A 15,264-nucleotide genomic window follows, 5' to 3' on the forward strand; every position below is an offset into this window, starting at 1 on the left:
GTGGGCCACCTGAAACGGGTACATACACAGCCGTGGGGGGCTTTATGACCGTGCATCACCTTCCGCAACCTCCGTCCGACGACGAGCTCTACTGGTACTTCGGGCCGCAGCGCCGGTGGGTGCTGGTGAGCAGTTCGCTGGCCTTCGTCTTCACAGCGGCCACGATGTTCACCTTCGCGTTACGGACCCCCGCGCTGTGGGCCTTCCTCGCGATCCTCGGGCTGAACGTCGTGGCCCTGCTGCTGTCCTCCGTGAACAGCCTCCGCCAGCGCCGGCTGACCCGGTCCTCGCACGAGGTGCTCGTCCGCGCCTGGCGGCCCGCCGGGCTGCCGGGCGTGGACCTCTATCTGCCGACCTGCGGCGAGCCGCTGCCCGTCCTCGCCAACGCCTACCGCGCGGTCGCCGCCCTCGACTGGCCCGACGCGCTCACCGTCTGGGTGCTGGACGACGCCGACCGGGCCGAGGTGGCGGCCCTGGCGGCCGAGCACGGCTACCGGTACGTCGTACGCCCCGACCGGGGCCACCTGAAGAAGGCGGGGAACCTCAACCACGCGCTCACGCTGTCCGGGGCCGAGTACATCGCGATCCTGGACGCGGACTTCGCGCCCCGGCCGGACTTCCTGCGCCATCTGGTCCCGTACCTCGCGGACCCGGCCGTCGGCATCGTGCAGAGTCCGCAGTGCTTCGACACCGACGCGGGCATGGACTGGATCCAGCGCGCCGCCGGGGCCGCACAGGAGTGGTTCTTCCGCTGGATCCAGCCCTCCCGGGACGCCAGCGACGCGGCGATCTGCTGCGGCAGCAACGCCGTCTACCGCCGCTCCGCGATCGACCTGGCGGGCGGCTTCGCCCGGCTCGACCACAGCGAGGACCTCTACACCGGACTCGCCCTGCACGAGCGGGGTTTCCGTACCCAGTACGTCCCGGTCCTGGTCGCCAAGGGCACCTCGCCCGACACCGTCACCTCGTTCGTCAACCAGCAGTACCGGTGGGCGATGGGCAACCTGCACCTCCTCGGCACCCCGGTGCTCAAGCGCATGGGCGCGCCGTGGCGGATGCGGCTCTGCTTCTACGAGGGCGTCGTCGGCTACCTGACCACGGCCGTGAACACCTTCGCCGCCCCGCTGCCGCCGCTGGTGATGATGTTCTGGTACCCGGACCACATCCGCCCCTGGCACGTGCTGCCGCTGCTCGCCCCGCTGTGGCTGTGGCATGTGCTGCTGCCCCGGATCAGCCGCACCCGGTGGCGGGTCGAGGTCATCCGCGCCAACGTCCTCACCAGCGTGGCCGCCGCCACCGCGTTCTGGCACACCCTGCGGGGCCGCAGCGCCGCCTGGGTGCCCACGGGCGTGCGGAGCAGCGGGAGTCCGGGCTCGATGGCCCGCCGGGTCGTGGGCGTCTCGCTGGTCTGGCTGGTCCTGTCCAACGGGGCCGCCGCCGGGGGCCTCGCGCTGGTGGTGGCCCGCAACGGCTGGGAGCCCGCCTGGGGCCTCGGTCTCTACCTCCTGGTCCAGCTCCAGATCAACGTGCCCCTGATCCGGGACCTGCTGACCGAACTGCGGCCGGACGGCCGGGCACCCGCCGAAGCCGTCGACGTGCAGTCGCCCGCCGTCCACCGTTCGCTGACCGAGCCCCGGACCCGGGCCCGGACCCGGCCCCGGACGGGTGTGCTGCCCCGCCGCTGGCCCGAGGCCCTCGCCGCCTCCGCCGTCCTCCTGCTCACCGCCCTGCTCGCCTCCGGGTGGGTCGACCCGATGCTCCCGTGGCTGAGTTGAGCCGCACCGAAAGGCGCCACCCGATGCCGTTCCTCCTCGCCCACGGCCCCCGCCGGAAGCGGTCCGCTCCCCAGCCGCCATCGGCCACGCCGCCGCGTCCGGGGGCCCCGGTCGGCCCGGTTGGCCCAGTTGGCCCGGCCGGCTCGGGCAGCTCGGGCAGCGAGTCCGGGCCCAGTCCGCACCGGTCCACGTTCCGCCCCGACATCGAGGGGCTGCGCGCCGTCGCCGTCCTCGCGGTCCTCGCCTTCCACGCGCAGATACCCGGGACGGCGGGCGGCTTCGTCGGGGTGGACGTCTTCTTCGTCATCTCCGGCTATCTGATCACCGGGCTCCTGGTCCGGGAGGCGATCACCACCGGCCGGATCCGGCTCGGCGACTTCTTCTCCCGCCGGGCCCGCCGACTGCTGCCGTCCGCCGCCGTCGTCCTCGCCGCCGTCGCGGTGGCCGGGGCGTGGCTGACCGTACCGCTGCTCCGCGCCGACCTGGAGCAGGACGTCCTCACGGCGGCGCTGTCCGTCGCCAACTGGCGGTTCGTCTCGCAGCAGACCGACTACCTGGCCGCCGGGCACGACCAGAGCCCGCTGCTGCACTTCTGGTCGCTCGCCGTCGAGGAGCAGTTCTACCTGTTCTGGGCCCCGCTGCTGGCGGTGATCGTGCTCGTCGCCGCCCGTGCGGTCCGCCGGGGCCGGGCCGTGCGCGCGGTCGTGGCGCTCACCACCGCCGCCGTGGCGCTCGCCTCGTTCGCCCTGTCCTTGCACTGGACGCGGGACTCCGTTTCGCTCGCGTACCTCGGAACCCCCTCGCGGGTCTGGCAGTTCGCCGTCGGCGCGCTGCTGGCACTGCTGCCCTGGCACCTGTTGCGCGGGCCGCGCCCGCTGCGGCTGGTCTGCGGGTGGGCGGGGGCCGCGGCGATCGTCTGGTGCGTCGTGTCGTACGACGCGTCGACCCCGTACCCCGGCTACGCGGCGCTCGTCCCCACTCTGGGCACGGCCGCCGTGATCCTCGCCGCGATCCCGGGCCGGGGCGAGCGCGAGGTCCAAGGAGCCCATGGTGTCGGGCGGTTGCTGGGCGGCCGGGCCCCTCGGGCGGTCGGGCGGCTCTCCTACAACCTCTACCTGTGGCACTGGCCGGTACTCGTCCTCGCCGAGGCGCGCCTCGGGGCTCTCGGCTGGCCCGCGAAGACGGCGCTGACGCTGGCCGCCGCGCTGCCCGCCCTCGCCACGATGCGCTGGGTCGAGCAGCCGCTGCGCCGCAGCCGTACGGTCTCCGAACTCCCGCGCCGGGGAATGGCGGTGGGGATCTCCGCCATCGTCCTGCCGGTCGTGCTCGCGCTGGTCGTCGGCACGACGACGCTGCACCTGATGGGCCCGGCCACCCCCGTCGACGCCAAGGGCCTCCCGCCGGGTGCGGCCGCCGGCCCCTCGCTGCTCGCCCGGGCCGACGGCTCCCCGCTCGCGGACGGCCCGCTGGTGCCGGGACCGGCCCAGGCGCGGAAGGACTTCCCGCCGGACGGGGCCTGCCAGGTCGCCCCGGCGGTGACCCGCAGCCCGAAGTGCCTGTTCGGGGCGGTGGACAGCCCCGACCGCGTCGTCCTGCTCGGCGACTCGCACGCCGGGCAGTGGTTCTCCCCGCTGCTCGCGCTGGCCTCCCAGCGCGGCTGGGCCCTCCAGGAGCTGGTGAAGCAGGGCTGCCCGCTTCCGGAACTGACGGTGAAGAACCCCCAGTTGGGGCGCGAGTACCGGGAGTGCGACACCTGGCGGGCCGACGCCCTGGACCGCCTGCGTACGGGGCCGAAGCCCCGGCTCATCGTGATCGCCTCGCTCAACCGGTACACCGCCGACCGCGAACTCCTCTCCGCCGCCTGGGAGAAGACGCTGAAGCCGCTGCGGGCGACCGGCGCGCCGATCGTGTACATCGAGGACACCCCCGTACCGGGTACGGACGTTCCCGCGTGCGTGTCCGGCGCTCCGGACTCCACTGCCGCCTGCGCGTTCAGCCGGGCGGAGGCGGTCCCGGCGGACGAACTCGCACGGCGGATCGCGGCGGGCGCGGTGCCGGGCGTGCGGTCCGTCGGCGTGAACCAGGTGCTGTGCCCGGGGGACGGCCCGACGTGCCCGGCGGTACGGGACCGGGTCCTGCTCTACCGGGACGACGCCCATCTGACGAACGTGGCGGCCATCGTGCTGGCCCCCCGGCTGGAGCGGCTGCTGACGGAGTCGGGCGGGCTGCCCCCGGCCGGCGGCCCCGCTCCCGCGCCTTCCGCCGGGCCCGGGGCGGACGGCTGGACCGAGCTGCTGCGGGACGACTTCGACGGGCCGGCGAACAGCCGCCCCTCCCCCGCGCACTGGAGTCACGACCTCGGCACCTGCTACCCCGGCTGCCCGGCCCCGCGGTGGGGCACCGGCGAGATCGAGACCATGACCGACTCGACCGACAACGTGCGCCTGGACGGGAAGGGCGCCCTGGAGATCGTGCCCACCAGGGAGGGCGGGCAGTGGAGTTCGGGCCGGATCACGACCGTGCGGTCCGACTTCGCGCCGCCGCCCGGCGGGGTGCTGCGGATCGAGGCGTCGATCGCGCTGCCGGACGTGACGGGGCCGGAGGCGGCGGGCTACTGGCCCGCGTTCTGGACCCTGGGCGCGGACCTGCGCGACGGGTACACCGGCTGGCCCGGGGTCGGCGAGCTGGACGTGATGGAGTCGGTCAACGGCCGGGACGCCTTCTTCGGCTCGATGCACTGCGGGGTCCTGGAGGGCGGCCCGTGCGAGGAGCCCGTGGGGCTGACGTCAGGTCCGCAGCCGTGCGCGGACTGCCGTGGGGCGTTCCGCACGTACGCCGTCGAGGTCGACCTCTCCCCCGGGGCGGAGGAGGTGCGCTGGTATCTGGACGACCGGGTGTACCACCGGGTGCGGGCCGACACGATGGACGCCGGGACCTGGAAGCGGGCCGTGGACCACGGGGTGTTCCTGATCCTGAACGTGGCGGTCGGCGGCAAGCTGCCGGAGGCCGACGGGGCGACGGTGGGCCCCGCGACCGAGCCGGGTCACGCGATGCGGGTCGACCGGGTCAGGGTCTCGGTCAGGGGCCGGGCCGGCTGACCGGGGGGCCGTGGGCCGCCTCTCGCCCCGGCCCGCCAGGGCTGGGCGGCTCCGGCCGGCTGACGGGGCGGGCCGGAACGGGATGGGCCGGAACAGGGGGGCCGGCCACGTCCGGGGCCCGGTCAGGGCCCGGGCCGGCCGACCGGGGGCGCTCCGCCGCCCGGCCTTCACGGACTGGGGCTGAGGCCTTCGACCGCGAGCGTGAAGAGGCGGTCGGCCTGGACCGACGGTTCGGCGTGGTGCTCGGTGGCCAGGGCGATGCCGACGACCAGGGTGATCAGGTCGTGGAAGGTGACGCCCGGCCTGACCGTCCCGTCGCGCAGCGCGCGCCGGAGCAGGGGGGCGGCCGCGCTGTCGAGCACCGCGCCGCAGGAGTGCGGCGCGTCACCGGCAGGCGCGTCACCGGCACGCGCATCGGTCGCGGGCGCATCGGTCGGCGGCTCGTAGGTCAGCGCGTCCGCGAACCCCCGGGCGGAGACGGCGTACTCCACGAAGGCGCGCAGCCAGTCCAGCAGGGCGGTGCGGCTGTCCTCGGTCCGGCTCAGCTCGGCCGCACGCCCGCAGAGGGCCTGGATGCGCTCCTGGAAGACCGCGTCCAGGAGGGCCTGCCGGGTGGGGAAGTGACGGCGCACGGTGGCGGAGCCGACGCCTGCCGTGCGGGCGACCTGTTCGAGGGAGGCGGCGGCTCCGTGCCGGGCGACCTCGGCCTCCGCCACGGCGAGGATGCGGCTGTAGTTGCGGCGGGCGTCCGCGCGCTGACCGGTCACGTTCTCACTCCAGTTGCTAAGTGGTGGGCCCCGCCATATCGTAGCCGGGAGGAAACGGCGGGCCCCGCCGTTTTGCGTTCCCCGGTTCGCGAGGAGATACCCCCGTGGCATCACGTACCGCCCCCGTCCTGGTCACCGGCGCCACCGGCCGCCAGGGCGGGGCCACCGCACGGGCCCTGCTGGCCGCCGGCATCCCGGTGCGCGCCCTGGTGCGCGACCCGCACACGCAGCGCGCGAAGGCCGTCGAGGCGTTGGGGATCGAGCTGGTGACCGGGGACCTGGCCGACCGGTCCTCGCTGGACGCGGCCTGCGCGGGGGTCCGGGCCGTGTTCTCGGTGCAGATGCCGCCGATGAGCGGGAGCGGCGTCGACTTCGCCGGGGAGCTGGCGCAGGCGACGCACCTCATCGAGGCGGCACGGGCCGCGGGCGTGCCGCAGTTCGTGCAGTCCTCGACCAGCGGGGTCGGGGTGCACACTCAGGCGCCGGGCTGGGCGGAGGGCCGCTGGGCGGCGATGGAGCCCTACTTCGACACCAAGCAGGCCATCCTGGAGGCGGTGCGCGGGGCGGGCTTCGCCCGCTGGACCGTGGTCAAGCCCGCGTTCTTCATGGAGAACCTGCCCCAGCTGGCGCCGGACGGCCCCGGCGGCGGTCTCGCGACGGTGATCCGGCCGGACACGACCCTGGCGCTGGTGGCCTGCGAGGACATCGGCGCGGCCGTCGCCCGCGCCGTACGGGACCCCGACCGCTTCCACGGGGTGGAGCTGGAACTCGCGGGCGACCGGCTCACGATGGAGCAGGTGGCCGGGGTGCTGTCCACCGCGTGGGGCGTGCCGGTCAAGGCCCCGTCCATGGATCTCGACGAGGCCCTCGCGGCGGGGATGCCGGCCTGGGGCGCCGGACACCTGTGGAGCAACGCCATCACGCAGCCGGCCCGTCCCGAACTCGCCACGGAGCTGGGGATTCCGGTGACCTCGTTCGCCGCCTGGGCGGACCGGCACCTGACAGCTGCGCGGGCCTGACAGCGCGGGACTGACGGCCGCCTCGGCCCGGGCGCTTCCCCGGGTGCGGCCCAGATGCGGCCCGGATGCGGCCCAGATGCGGCCCGGATGCGGCGGGGATGCGGCCCTGGCACGGCCCGGATGCGGCGGCCCTACGACACCACCGAGAGCACCGTCACCACGGTCACCGTGGAGATCGCCGCCTGGAGGTTGCGGATCGCCTCGCCCACGCTCACGCCCGCCCAGTGCCCTTCGGCGATGTGGGCCATGCGCGGGGCGACCTGCTTCCTCGGCAGGCCGGGGAAGGCCTGGGGGTGCATGCCCGTGGCGTGCAGCAGGGCGACGAGGGAGCTGGTGCGGGCGTCCAGCTCTGCCCCGTGCAGCACCGCGGCGGCCAGCCGGGCGCGCAGCTCCCGCTCGACGGTCCCGTCGGCCTCCGGGTAGCGGCGGACGGGGAAGACGCCGAGGGCCCGGTGCTTCTCCTCGGTCACCAGACCGCGGGCGCAGAGGCTCTCCACGACGTCCTGCGAGCCCTTGGCGTGGTCCCGGGTCAGCCAGTCGGTGACCTTGCGGCTGCTGGACGCCCCGTGGACCCAGCGCGCCAGCCGGTCGAGCCGTCCGTCCAGGAGCGGGTCGCCCGTGGGGGACGGGTCGAAGACCTCGACACGGCCGCCCTTCACCGTGACGCGGCCCGCCATGACCAGTTCCAGGAGCATCCCGGCCGCCACGCCCCAGCGGGCGGCGGTCTCCCCCTTCGCCGCGCCGGTGGTGTCGTCCAGCGACAGCAGCATGATCTCTTCGCCCAGTGAGACGGCCATGGTGCGACTCCCCGCATCGTTAGGTGTCGACCGGACAGACGCGCGAACCCCGTCCGAGGTTGCTCAGGAGGCGAAGCCGCTGCTCAGGAGGGTTCCGCGGCGGCGAAGGCGCCCCGGGCCAGCCGGTGCAGCAGGGCGGCGGTCACGGCGCGGCCGGGCAGGGTCTCGGGGCGGGCCAGGTGCGGGGTGGAGTTCAGCAGGCCGAAGACGGCGTGCACGGTGACACGGGCCCGGTTCTCGGGCAACGACGGGTAGAGGGCGCGGACGACGCCGACCCAGACCTCGACGTACTCCCGCTGGAGCCGGCGCACCCGCTTGCGGTCCGTGTCGCGCAGCCGGTCCAGCTCGCGGTCGTGGAGGGTGATCAGGGGGCGGTCGTCGAGGGCGAAGTCGATGTGACCCTCGATGAGCGCGTCCAGGAGGGCCTCGGGGGAGCCGTCGCCCCGGGCGGCGTCCTCCGTCACCCGCATGCGGCCGCCTTCCAGCAGACGTTCACTGATGCCCACCAGAAGCTCGGCGAGCATCGCGTCCTTGCCGGGGAAGTGGCGGTAGAGACCGGGACCGCTGATCCCGACGGCGGCGCCTATCTCGTCGACGCCGACGCCGTGGAAGCCGCGCTCGGCGAAGAGGCGGGCGGCCTCCCGGAGGATCTGCTCGCGGCGGGTGGGGGCCGCGACGCGGGCGGCGGCATGGGTGCTCATGAGGATTCATTCTAGACAGGGTCGTTAGCGCTCGTTAACCTGAGGGAAACGCGTTAACGATCACTAACAGCAGTGTCAGCGGTAGACAAGTGTCAGCAGAGACAGCAGCGGTTGACTATCGCGGTACGGGCAAGGGGGCTCGACACGATGCAGCAGGCACCGGTCCTGGCGAGCGCGGCCGATCCCGCCTCGGAGGCCTGGCAGGCCAACGAGGCGGCTCATCGCGCGCTCTCCGACGAGCTGGCGGGACGCCTCGCCACGGCACGGCTGGGCGGGGGTGAGAAGGCGCGGGCCCGCCACGAGGCGCGCGGCAAGCTGCTCCCCCGGGACCGGGTGGACACCCTCCTCGACCCGGGTTCGCCGTTCCTGGAGCTGGCCCCGCTGGCCGCCGAGGGGCTGTACGGGGGCGCCGCCCCGGCCGCCGGGGTGATCGCCGGGATCGGGCGGGTCAGCGGCCGGGAATGCGTGATCGTCGCCAATGACGCGACCGTCAAGGGCGGCACGTACTACCCGATGACCGTGAAGAAGCACCTGCGCGCCCAGGAAGTCGCGCTGGAGAATCGTCTCCCCTGCCTCTATCTGGTCGACTCGGGCGGCGCGTTCCTGCCGATGCAGGACGAGGTCTTCCCCGACCGGGACCACTTCGGGCGGATCTTCTACAACCAGGCCCGAATGTCGGGGGCCGGCATCCCGCAGATCGCGGCGGTGCTGGGTTCCTGCACGGCGGGCGGGGCGTACGTCCCGGCGATGAGCGACGAGGCCGTCATCGTCCGCGACCAGGGCACGATCTTCCTCGGCGGCCCGCCGCTGGTGAAGGCCGCCACCGGCGAGGTCGTCACGGCGGAGGAGCTGGGCGGCGGCGTGGTCCACTCCCGTACGTCGGGGGTCACCGACCATCTCGCGGAGGACGACGCGCACGCCCTGCGGATCGTCCGCAACATCGTCGCGACCCTCCCGGACCGTGCCCCGCTCCCCTGGTCGGTCGAGCCGGCCGAGGAGCCGAAGGTGGACCCGGCCGGGCTGTACGGCGCCGTCCCGGTGGACTCCCGCACCCCGTACGACGTACGCGAGGTGATCGCCCGGGTGGTGGACGGCTCCCGGTTCCAGGAGTTCAAGGCGGAGTACGGGCAGACACTGATCACCGGCTTCGCCCGCGTCCACGGCCACCCGGTCGGGATCGTCGCGAACAACGGGATCCTGTTCTCCGAGTCGGCCCAGAAGGGCGCGCACTTCATCGAGCTGTGCGACCAGCGCGGCATCCCGCTCGTCTTCCTCCAGAACATCTCCGGCTTCATGGTCGGCCGGGACTACGAGGCGGGCGGCATCGCCAAGCACGGGGCGAAGATGGTCACGGCCGTGGCCTGCACCCGCGTGCCGAAGCTGACGGTCGTGGTCGGCGGTTCGTACGGCGCGGGCAACTACTCGATGTGCGGCCGGGCCTACAGCCCCCGCTTCCTGTGGATGTGGCCGAACGCCAAGATCTCGGTGATGGGCGGCGAGCAGGCCGCCTCCGTGCTGGCCACCGTCAAGCGCGACCAGCTCGGCGACGGCTGGAGCGCCGAGGACGAGGAGACGTTCAAGGCCCCGATCCGCGCCCAGTACGAGACCCAGGGCAACGCCTACTACGCGACCGCCCGGCTCTGGGACGACGGTGTGATCGACCCCGTGGATACCCGGCAGGTCCTGGGCCTCGCGCTCACGGCCTGCGCCAACGCCCCGCTGCCCCAGAAGGACCCGGCCGGGCCCGGCTTCGGCGTCTTCCGGATGTGAGGAACAGATGACGATGTTCGACACCGTTCTGGTCGCCAACCGCGGCGAGATCGCGGTCCGGGTGATCCGGACCCTGCGGGAGCAGGGCGTGCGCTCGGTCGCGGTCTTCAGCGACGCGGACGCGGACGCCCGGCATGTACGGGAGGCGGACACGGCGGTCCGGATCGGCCCGCCGCCCGCGTCCGAGAGCTATCTGAACGTGGCCGCGCTCCTGGAGGCGGCCCGCCGCACGGGCGCGCAGGCCGTGCACCCCGGGTACGGCTTCCTGGCGGAGAACGCCGGCTTCGCCCAGGCGTGCGCGGACGCGGGGCTGGTCTTCATCGGCCCGCCCGCCTCCGCGATCTCCCTCATGGGCGACAAGATCCGCGCCAAGGAGACGGTCGCGGCGGCCGGGGTCCCGGTCGTGCCCGGCTCCTCCGGAAGCGGCCTGACCGATGCCCAACTGGAGGAAGCGGCGCGGGAGATCGGCGTGCCGGTGCTGCTGAAGCCGAGCGCGGGCGGCGGCGGCAAGGGCATGCGCCTGGTCCGCGACGCGGCGGTGCTGGCGGAGGAGATCGCGGCGGCCCGCCGCGAGGCGCGGGCCTCCTTCGGCGACGACACCCTCCTCGTGGAGCGGTGGATCGACCGGCCGCGCCACATCGAGATCCAGGTGCTGGCCGACGCCCACGGCAACGTGATCCACCTCGGCGAGCGCGAGTGCTCGCTCCAGCGCCGCCACCAGAAGATCATCGAGGAGGCCCCTTCGGTCTTCCTCGACGAGGAGACCCGGGCGGCCATGGGCGAGGCGGCCGTACAGGCGGCGCGCTCCTGCGGGTACGCGGGCGCCGGCACGGTGGAGTTCATCGTCCCGGGCGACGACCCGGCCTCGTACTACTTCATGGAGATGAACACCCGCCTCCAGGTCGAGCACCCGGTGACCGAGCTGATCACCGGTGTGGACCTGGTGGAGTGGCAGCTGCGGGTGGCGTCCGGCGAGCGACTGCCGTACGCGCAGGAGGACATCACCCTGACCGGCTGGGCGATCGAGGCCCGCGTCTGCGCCGAGGACCCCGCCCGGGGTTTCCTCCCCTCCGGCGGTACGGTGCTGGCCCTGCGCGAGCCGCAGGGCGGCGGGGTGCGGACCGACTCGGGGCTCAGCGAGGGCGTGCCGGTGGGCAGCCTGTACGACCCGATGCTGTCGAAGGTCATCGCGTACGGCCCCGACCGCGCGAGCGCGCTGCGCAAGCTGCGGGCGGCCCTCGCGGACACGGTGATCCTGGGCGTCCCGACCAACGCCGGTTTCCTGCGCCGTCTGCTGGCCCACCCGGACGTGGTCTCCGGCGACCTGGACACCGGTCTGGTGGAGCGCGAGGCGGAGGGCCTGGTGCCGGACGGGGTGCCGGACGAGGTGTACGCGGCGGCGGCGGCGGTCCGCCGGGAGGCGCTGGAGCCCCGGCCGGACCCGGGCGGCTGGACGGACCCGTTCTCGGTGCCGAACGGGTGGCGGACGGGGGGAACGCCGGCACCGCTGCTCTTCCCGCTGCGGGTGGCGGGCACGGACCCGGTGACGTACGGCGCTCCGGCCTCCGCGACGGTCACGGCGGACCGGGTCACGGTCGAACTCGACGGCTCGGTGGGCCACTTCCACCGCTCCGGGGACTGGCTCGGCCGGGACGGCGACACCTGGCACGTCCAGGACCACGATCCGGTGGAGGCGTCCCTGAGCGGGGCGGGCCGGGCCGGGGCGGACACCCTGGCGGCCCCGATGCCGGGCACGGTCACCGTGGTGAAGGTCGCCGTCGGGGACGAGGTCGAGGCGGGACAGAGCCTGCTCGTGGTGGAGGCGATGAAGATGGAGCACGTCATCTCCGCCCCGCACGCGGGAACCGTCACCGAGCTGGACGTCACGGCGGGCGCGACGGTCGCGATGGACCAGATCCTGGCGGTCGTGGCCCCCGTGGCGGCTGCTTCGGTCGAGGAGGGCTCATGACCACGCGCACGCTCCCCATGGAGGTGCCGGCCCCCGGACTGCCGGCCCGGGTCCGCATCCACGAAGTAGGCGCGCGGGACGGCCTCCAGAACGAGAAGGGGACCGTCCCGACGGAGGTGAAGGCGGAGTTCATCCGCCGCCTGGCGGTGGCCGGCCTGACCACGATCGAGGCGACGAGCTTCGTGCACCCGAAGTGGGTGCCCCAACTGGCGGACGCGGAGGCCCTGTTCCCCCTCCTCGGGGACATCGCGGACGTGGGCGACGTCTCCCTCCCGGTGCTCGTGCCGAACGAACGCGGACTGGACCGGGCGCTGGCGCTCGGGGCCCGGTCGATCGCGGTGTTCGGTTCGGCGACGGAGACGTTCGCCACGCGCAACCTGAACCGGACCGTGGACGAGTCGCTGGCCATGTTCGAACCGGTGGTGGCCCGCGCCAAGGCGGAGAAGGTGTACGTGCGCGGGTACCTGTCGATGTGCTTCGGCGATCCGTGGGAAGGCGCGGTGCCCGTGGCACAGGTGGTCAAGGTCGCGAAGGCGCTGCTGGACCTGGGCTGCGACGAGCTGTCGCTGGGCGACACGATCGGGGTGGCGACGCCGGGCCACGTGACCGCCCTGCTGACAGCGCTGAACGAGGCGTCCGTCCCCACCCGGTCCATCGGCGTCCACTTCCACGACACGTACGGCCAGGCGCTGTCCAACACCCTGGCGGCGCTCCAGCACGGAGTGAGCACGGTCGACGCCTCGGCGGGCGGCCTGGGCGGCTGCCCGTACGCGAAGAGCGCCACGGGCAATCTCGCCACCGAGGACCTCGTGTGGATGCTCGACGGCCTCGGCATCGAAACAGGCGTCGACCTCGCCGAGTTGACCGCCACCAGCGTATGGCTGGCCGGACACCTGGGCCGACCGAGCCCATCCCGCACGGTCCGCGCCCTGACACCTTCCTCCCCTTCCCCCTCCCACAAGGAGTGAGCCACCCATGTCCCTGGACCACCGGCTGACCGCCGAGCACGAGGAACTGCGCCGCACGGTCGAGGCGTTCGCGCACGACGTGGTCGCGCCGAAGATCGGCGACTTCTACGAGCGCCACGAGTTCCCGTACGAGATCGTGCGGGAAATGGGCCGCATGGGCCTCTTCGGGCTGCCGTTCCCGGAGGAGTACGGCGGTATGGGCGGCGACTACCTGGCGCTCGGGATCGCCCTGGAGGAGCTGGCCCGGGTCGACTCCTCGGTGGCGATCACCCTGGAGGCCGGGGTCTCGCTGGGCGCGATGCCGCTGCACCTGTTCGGGACGGAGGAGCAGAAGCGGCAGTGGCTGCCGAAGCTGTGCGCGGGCGAGGCGCTGGGCGCGTTCGGCCTGACCGAGCCGGACGGCGGCTCGGACGCGGGCGGCACGCGCACGACGGCGGTGCTGGACGAGGCCACGAACGAGTGGGTGATCAACGGCTCGAAGTGCTTCATCACCAACTCCGGTACGGACATCACCGAGTTGGTCACGGTGACGGCGGTGACGGGCCGCAAGGAGGACGGCCGCCCCCGGATCTCCGCGATCATCGTCCCCTCCGGCACTCCCGGCTTCACGGTCGCCGCCCCCTACTCCAAGGTCGGCTGGAACGCCTCGGACACCCGCGAGCTGTCCTTCTCCGACGTCCGCGTCCCGGCGGCGAACCTCCTGGGCGAGGAGGGCCGGGGCTACGCGCAGTTCCTGCGGATCCTGGACGAGGGCCGGGTCGCGATCTCGGCGCTGGCCACGGGACTGGCACAGGGCTGCGTGGACGAGTCGGTGAAGTACGCGGCCGAGCGCCACGCGTTCGGCCGGCCGATCGGCGCGAACCAGGCGATCCAGTTCAAGATCGCCGACATGGAGATGCGCGCGCACATGGCCCGGGTGGGCTGGCGCGACGCGGCCTCGCGGCTGGTGGCGGGCGAACCGTTCAAGAAGGAGGCGGCGATCGCGAAGCTGTACTCATCGACGGTCGCGGTGGACAACGCCCGGGAGGCGACCCAGATCCACGGCGGCTACGGCTTCATGAACGAGTATCCGGTGGCGCGGATGTGGCGCGACTCGAAGATCCTGGAGATCGGCGAGGGAACCAGCGAGGTGCAGCGGATGCTGATCGCAAGGGAGTTGGGGCTGCCGGGCTGATCCGCCGCCTCCCGACACCCGGGCTGCCGGCCGGCCGCCGTGGAACATTGCGTGGCGGCCGGTCAAGCCCGACAGCCCCATGGGCCATGTCACGGGGTGCCACGCAGCACAGGGCGCTCAACACCCTGCGGCCCGACTTCCGCGACGCGCGAGCGTCTGCCGGCAGCCACGCCGCATCCGAGACTTCTTCCCTTCGAAGCGCGCCGCCGTCGGCCGCCTCCCTCGCAGACGCCGCCAGGGCACAGGCACTGAAACGCGGAGCGGCTGGTCGGTCGTACCGTGCCGGCGTGGTGGGGCGCGACCCGCGTACACACTTCGCAACGGGCAGGACCGGCGCATCGGCCTTCGCCCTGGCCGGGTGAACCGCACTGCACTCTCCTGCGAGCAGTGGGCGACGCCGGGCTACACGAAGCAGGGCCTCGCCCCACCGATCAGAGTGAGAACCTGCTGTCGACACGCGGGGACTGGACCACGTCGCCGAGTGCGTCGGCGGGTGCGAGGAGGGCGGACATGGCGAACGGGTTGCGGTGGATATCGACCGCGTACGACTTGGGTTACACCTTCACACTGTGCGAAGGCATCGGGCCGCGGGATCTGCTCGTGCGGATGGGCGCGGAGCCGCATCACGTCCACGAGTTGTCCGATGACGTGGTGGCCGAGCTCCGGATGCGGCCCGAGGACGGTCATCTGAGTGACCTGGACTTCCTCGACCGGGAGGACGAGAGCCTGGTGGCCCGTCTGACGGCGGCTGGGTTTCTCTCGCATCCGGGGGTACTCGTTCGCGCGGGCGCGGTTCCCGGCTGGGCCTACGCGATCGAAAGCATCACCAGCCGTGCCCCTGACCACCTGGCGGCGCTGTCCCAGGGCACTCGCGCGTACACCGTCTTCCGCAGCGTGAACGGCGAACACGAGGTCGGCTATGCCGTCGACGGCCGGGTACTGGCCTACTACGAGCCCGGCGTGCGCCATTCGGCAGACGCCGACGAGCGAAGGGTGCCGGGGTTCGCGTATACCGGCGAGGAACCTCCCGACGCCGCCTTCCTCCGCTTCCTCGAGAGCGCGCACGGAATCCGGGTCCCGTGGGCGGACTTCCAGGCTCCGCTTCCCACCGCCGCCTTCGCGTAGGCCGCCCGGGGTGGGGCCCGCCCGGGGCCGGCGCGTTGCGAGTTCGAGATCCCCACCGGCTTCCGGAGCATCCGCGCGACCGAGTTCGACCGGGTTCTGGA

11 protein-coding genes are annotated in these 15,264 nt (G+C 73.4%); 8 read left to right on the plus strand and 3 right to left on the minus strand.

The window, feature by feature from the left end; genetic code table 11:
• Nucleotides 1-44 precede the first annotated feature (44 nt).
• Together ACH4RG_RS16225 and ACH4RG_RS16230 are read left to right on the plus strand one after the other, a co-directional pair.
• Nucleotides 45-1,775, plus strand: a complete 1,731-nt coding sequence (locus ACH4RG_RS16225) for a glycosyltransferase family 2 protein (protein ID WP_397916990.1) — start codon at nucleotides 45-47, stop codon at nucleotides 1,773-1,775.
• Nucleotides 1,776-1,798: 23 nt separating this feature from the next.
• Entirely contained in the window at nucleotides 1,799-4,873 is a 3,075-nt protein-coding gene (locus tag ACH4RG_RS16230) for an acyltransferase family protein (RefSeq protein WP_398539786.1), read from the plus strand.
• 167 nt (nucleotides 4,874-5,040) lie between these two features.
• On the opposite strand, the gene ACH4RG_RS16235 is transcribed toward ACH4RG_RS16230, so the two are convergent.
• Nucleotides 5,041-5,640 carry a TetR/AcrR family transcriptional regulator gene (locus ACH4RG_RS16235; RefSeq protein WP_397916991.1) on the minus strand — a complete coding sequence of 200 codons (600 nt, stop codon included), beginning with the start codon at nucleotides 5,638-5,640 and terminating at the stop codon, nucleotides 5,041-5,043.
• A 104-nt stretch (nucleotides 5,641-5,744) separates the two neighbouring features.
• Between ACH4RG_RS16235 and ACH4RG_RS16240 the strand changes: the two genes are divergently transcribed.
• Nucleotides 5,745-6,659, plus strand: coding sequence for an NmrA family NAD(P)-binding protein (locus ACH4RG_RS16240; RefSeq protein WP_398539702.1), 915 nt, complete (start codon nucleotides 5,745-5,747; stop codon nucleotides 6,657-6,659).
• A 131-nt stretch (nucleotides 6,660-6,790) separates the two neighbouring features.
• Here the strand turns inward: ACH4RG_RS16240 and ACH4RG_RS16245 are convergent, their stop codons facing one another.
• Entirely contained in the window at nucleotides 6,791-7,456 is a 666-nt protein-coding gene (locus tag ACH4RG_RS16245) for a GPP34 family phosphoprotein (RefSeq protein WP_398539703.1), read from the minus strand.
• An 83-nt stretch (nucleotides 7,457-7,539) separates the two neighbouring features.
• On the minus strand, nucleotides 7,540-8,157 hold the full coding sequence (locus ACH4RG_RS16250; protein ID WP_397916994.1) for a TetR/AcrR family transcriptional regulator: 618 nt from the start codon (nucleotides 8,155-8,157) through the stop codon (nucleotides 7,540-7,542).
• A gap of 147 nt (nucleotides 8,158-8,304) precedes the next feature.
• On the opposite strand from ACH4RG_RS16250, the gene ACH4RG_RS16255 reads away from it, so the two are divergent.
• The 5 genes from ACH4RG_RS16255 (at nucleotide 8,305) to ACH4RG_RS16275 (ending at nucleotide 15,163) form a co-directional block, all read left to right on the plus strand.
• The gene (locus ACH4RG_RS16255) at nucleotides 8,305-9,927 is read left to right on the plus strand and encodes a carboxyl transferase domain-containing protein (RefSeq protein ID WP_397916995.1); all 1,623 of its coding nucleotides are present in this window, start codon (nucleotides 8,305-8,307) and stop codon (nucleotides 9,925-9,927) included.
• A 7-nt stretch (nucleotides 9,928-9,934) separates the two neighbouring features.
• The gene (locus ACH4RG_RS16260) at nucleotides 9,935-11,896 is read left to right on the plus strand and encodes an acetyl-CoA carboxylase biotin carboxylase subunit (protein WP_397916996.1); all 1,962 of its coding nucleotides are present in this window, start codon (nucleotides 9,935-9,937) and stop codon (nucleotides 11,894-11,896) included.
• Nucleotides 11,893-12,864: a hydroxymethylglutaryl-CoA lyase gene (locus ACH4RG_RS16265; RefSeq protein ID WP_397916997.1), complete on the plus strand. Its 972-nt coding sequence runs from the start codon at nucleotides 11,893-11,895 to the stop codon at nucleotides 12,862-12,864. Before ACH4RG_RS16260 ends, ACH4RG_RS16265 begins: the two co-directional genes overlap by 4 nt.
• Nucleotides 12,865-12,871: 7 nt before the next feature.
• Nucleotides 12,872-14,038, plus strand: a complete 1,167-nt coding sequence (locus tag ACH4RG_RS16270) for an acyl-CoA dehydrogenase family protein (protein WP_097934155.1) — start codon at nucleotides 12,872-12,874, stop codon at nucleotides 14,036-14,038.
• A gap of 510 nt (nucleotides 14,039-14,548) precedes the next feature.
• Nucleotides 14,549-15,163 (plus strand): DUF6461 domain-containing protein, encoded by a 615-nt coding sequence (locus ACH4RG_RS16275; protein ID WP_398539704.1) that lies wholly within the window; start codon nucleotides 14,549-14,551, stop codon nucleotides 15,161-15,163.
• Nucleotides 15,164-15,264 lie beyond the last annotated feature (101 nt).

It is taken from the genome of Streptomyces sp. NPDC021019 (assembly GCF_044333295.1).
Taxonomy (GTDB): domain Bacteria; phylum Actinomycetota; class Actinomycetes; order Streptomycetales; family Streptomycetaceae; genus Streptomyces.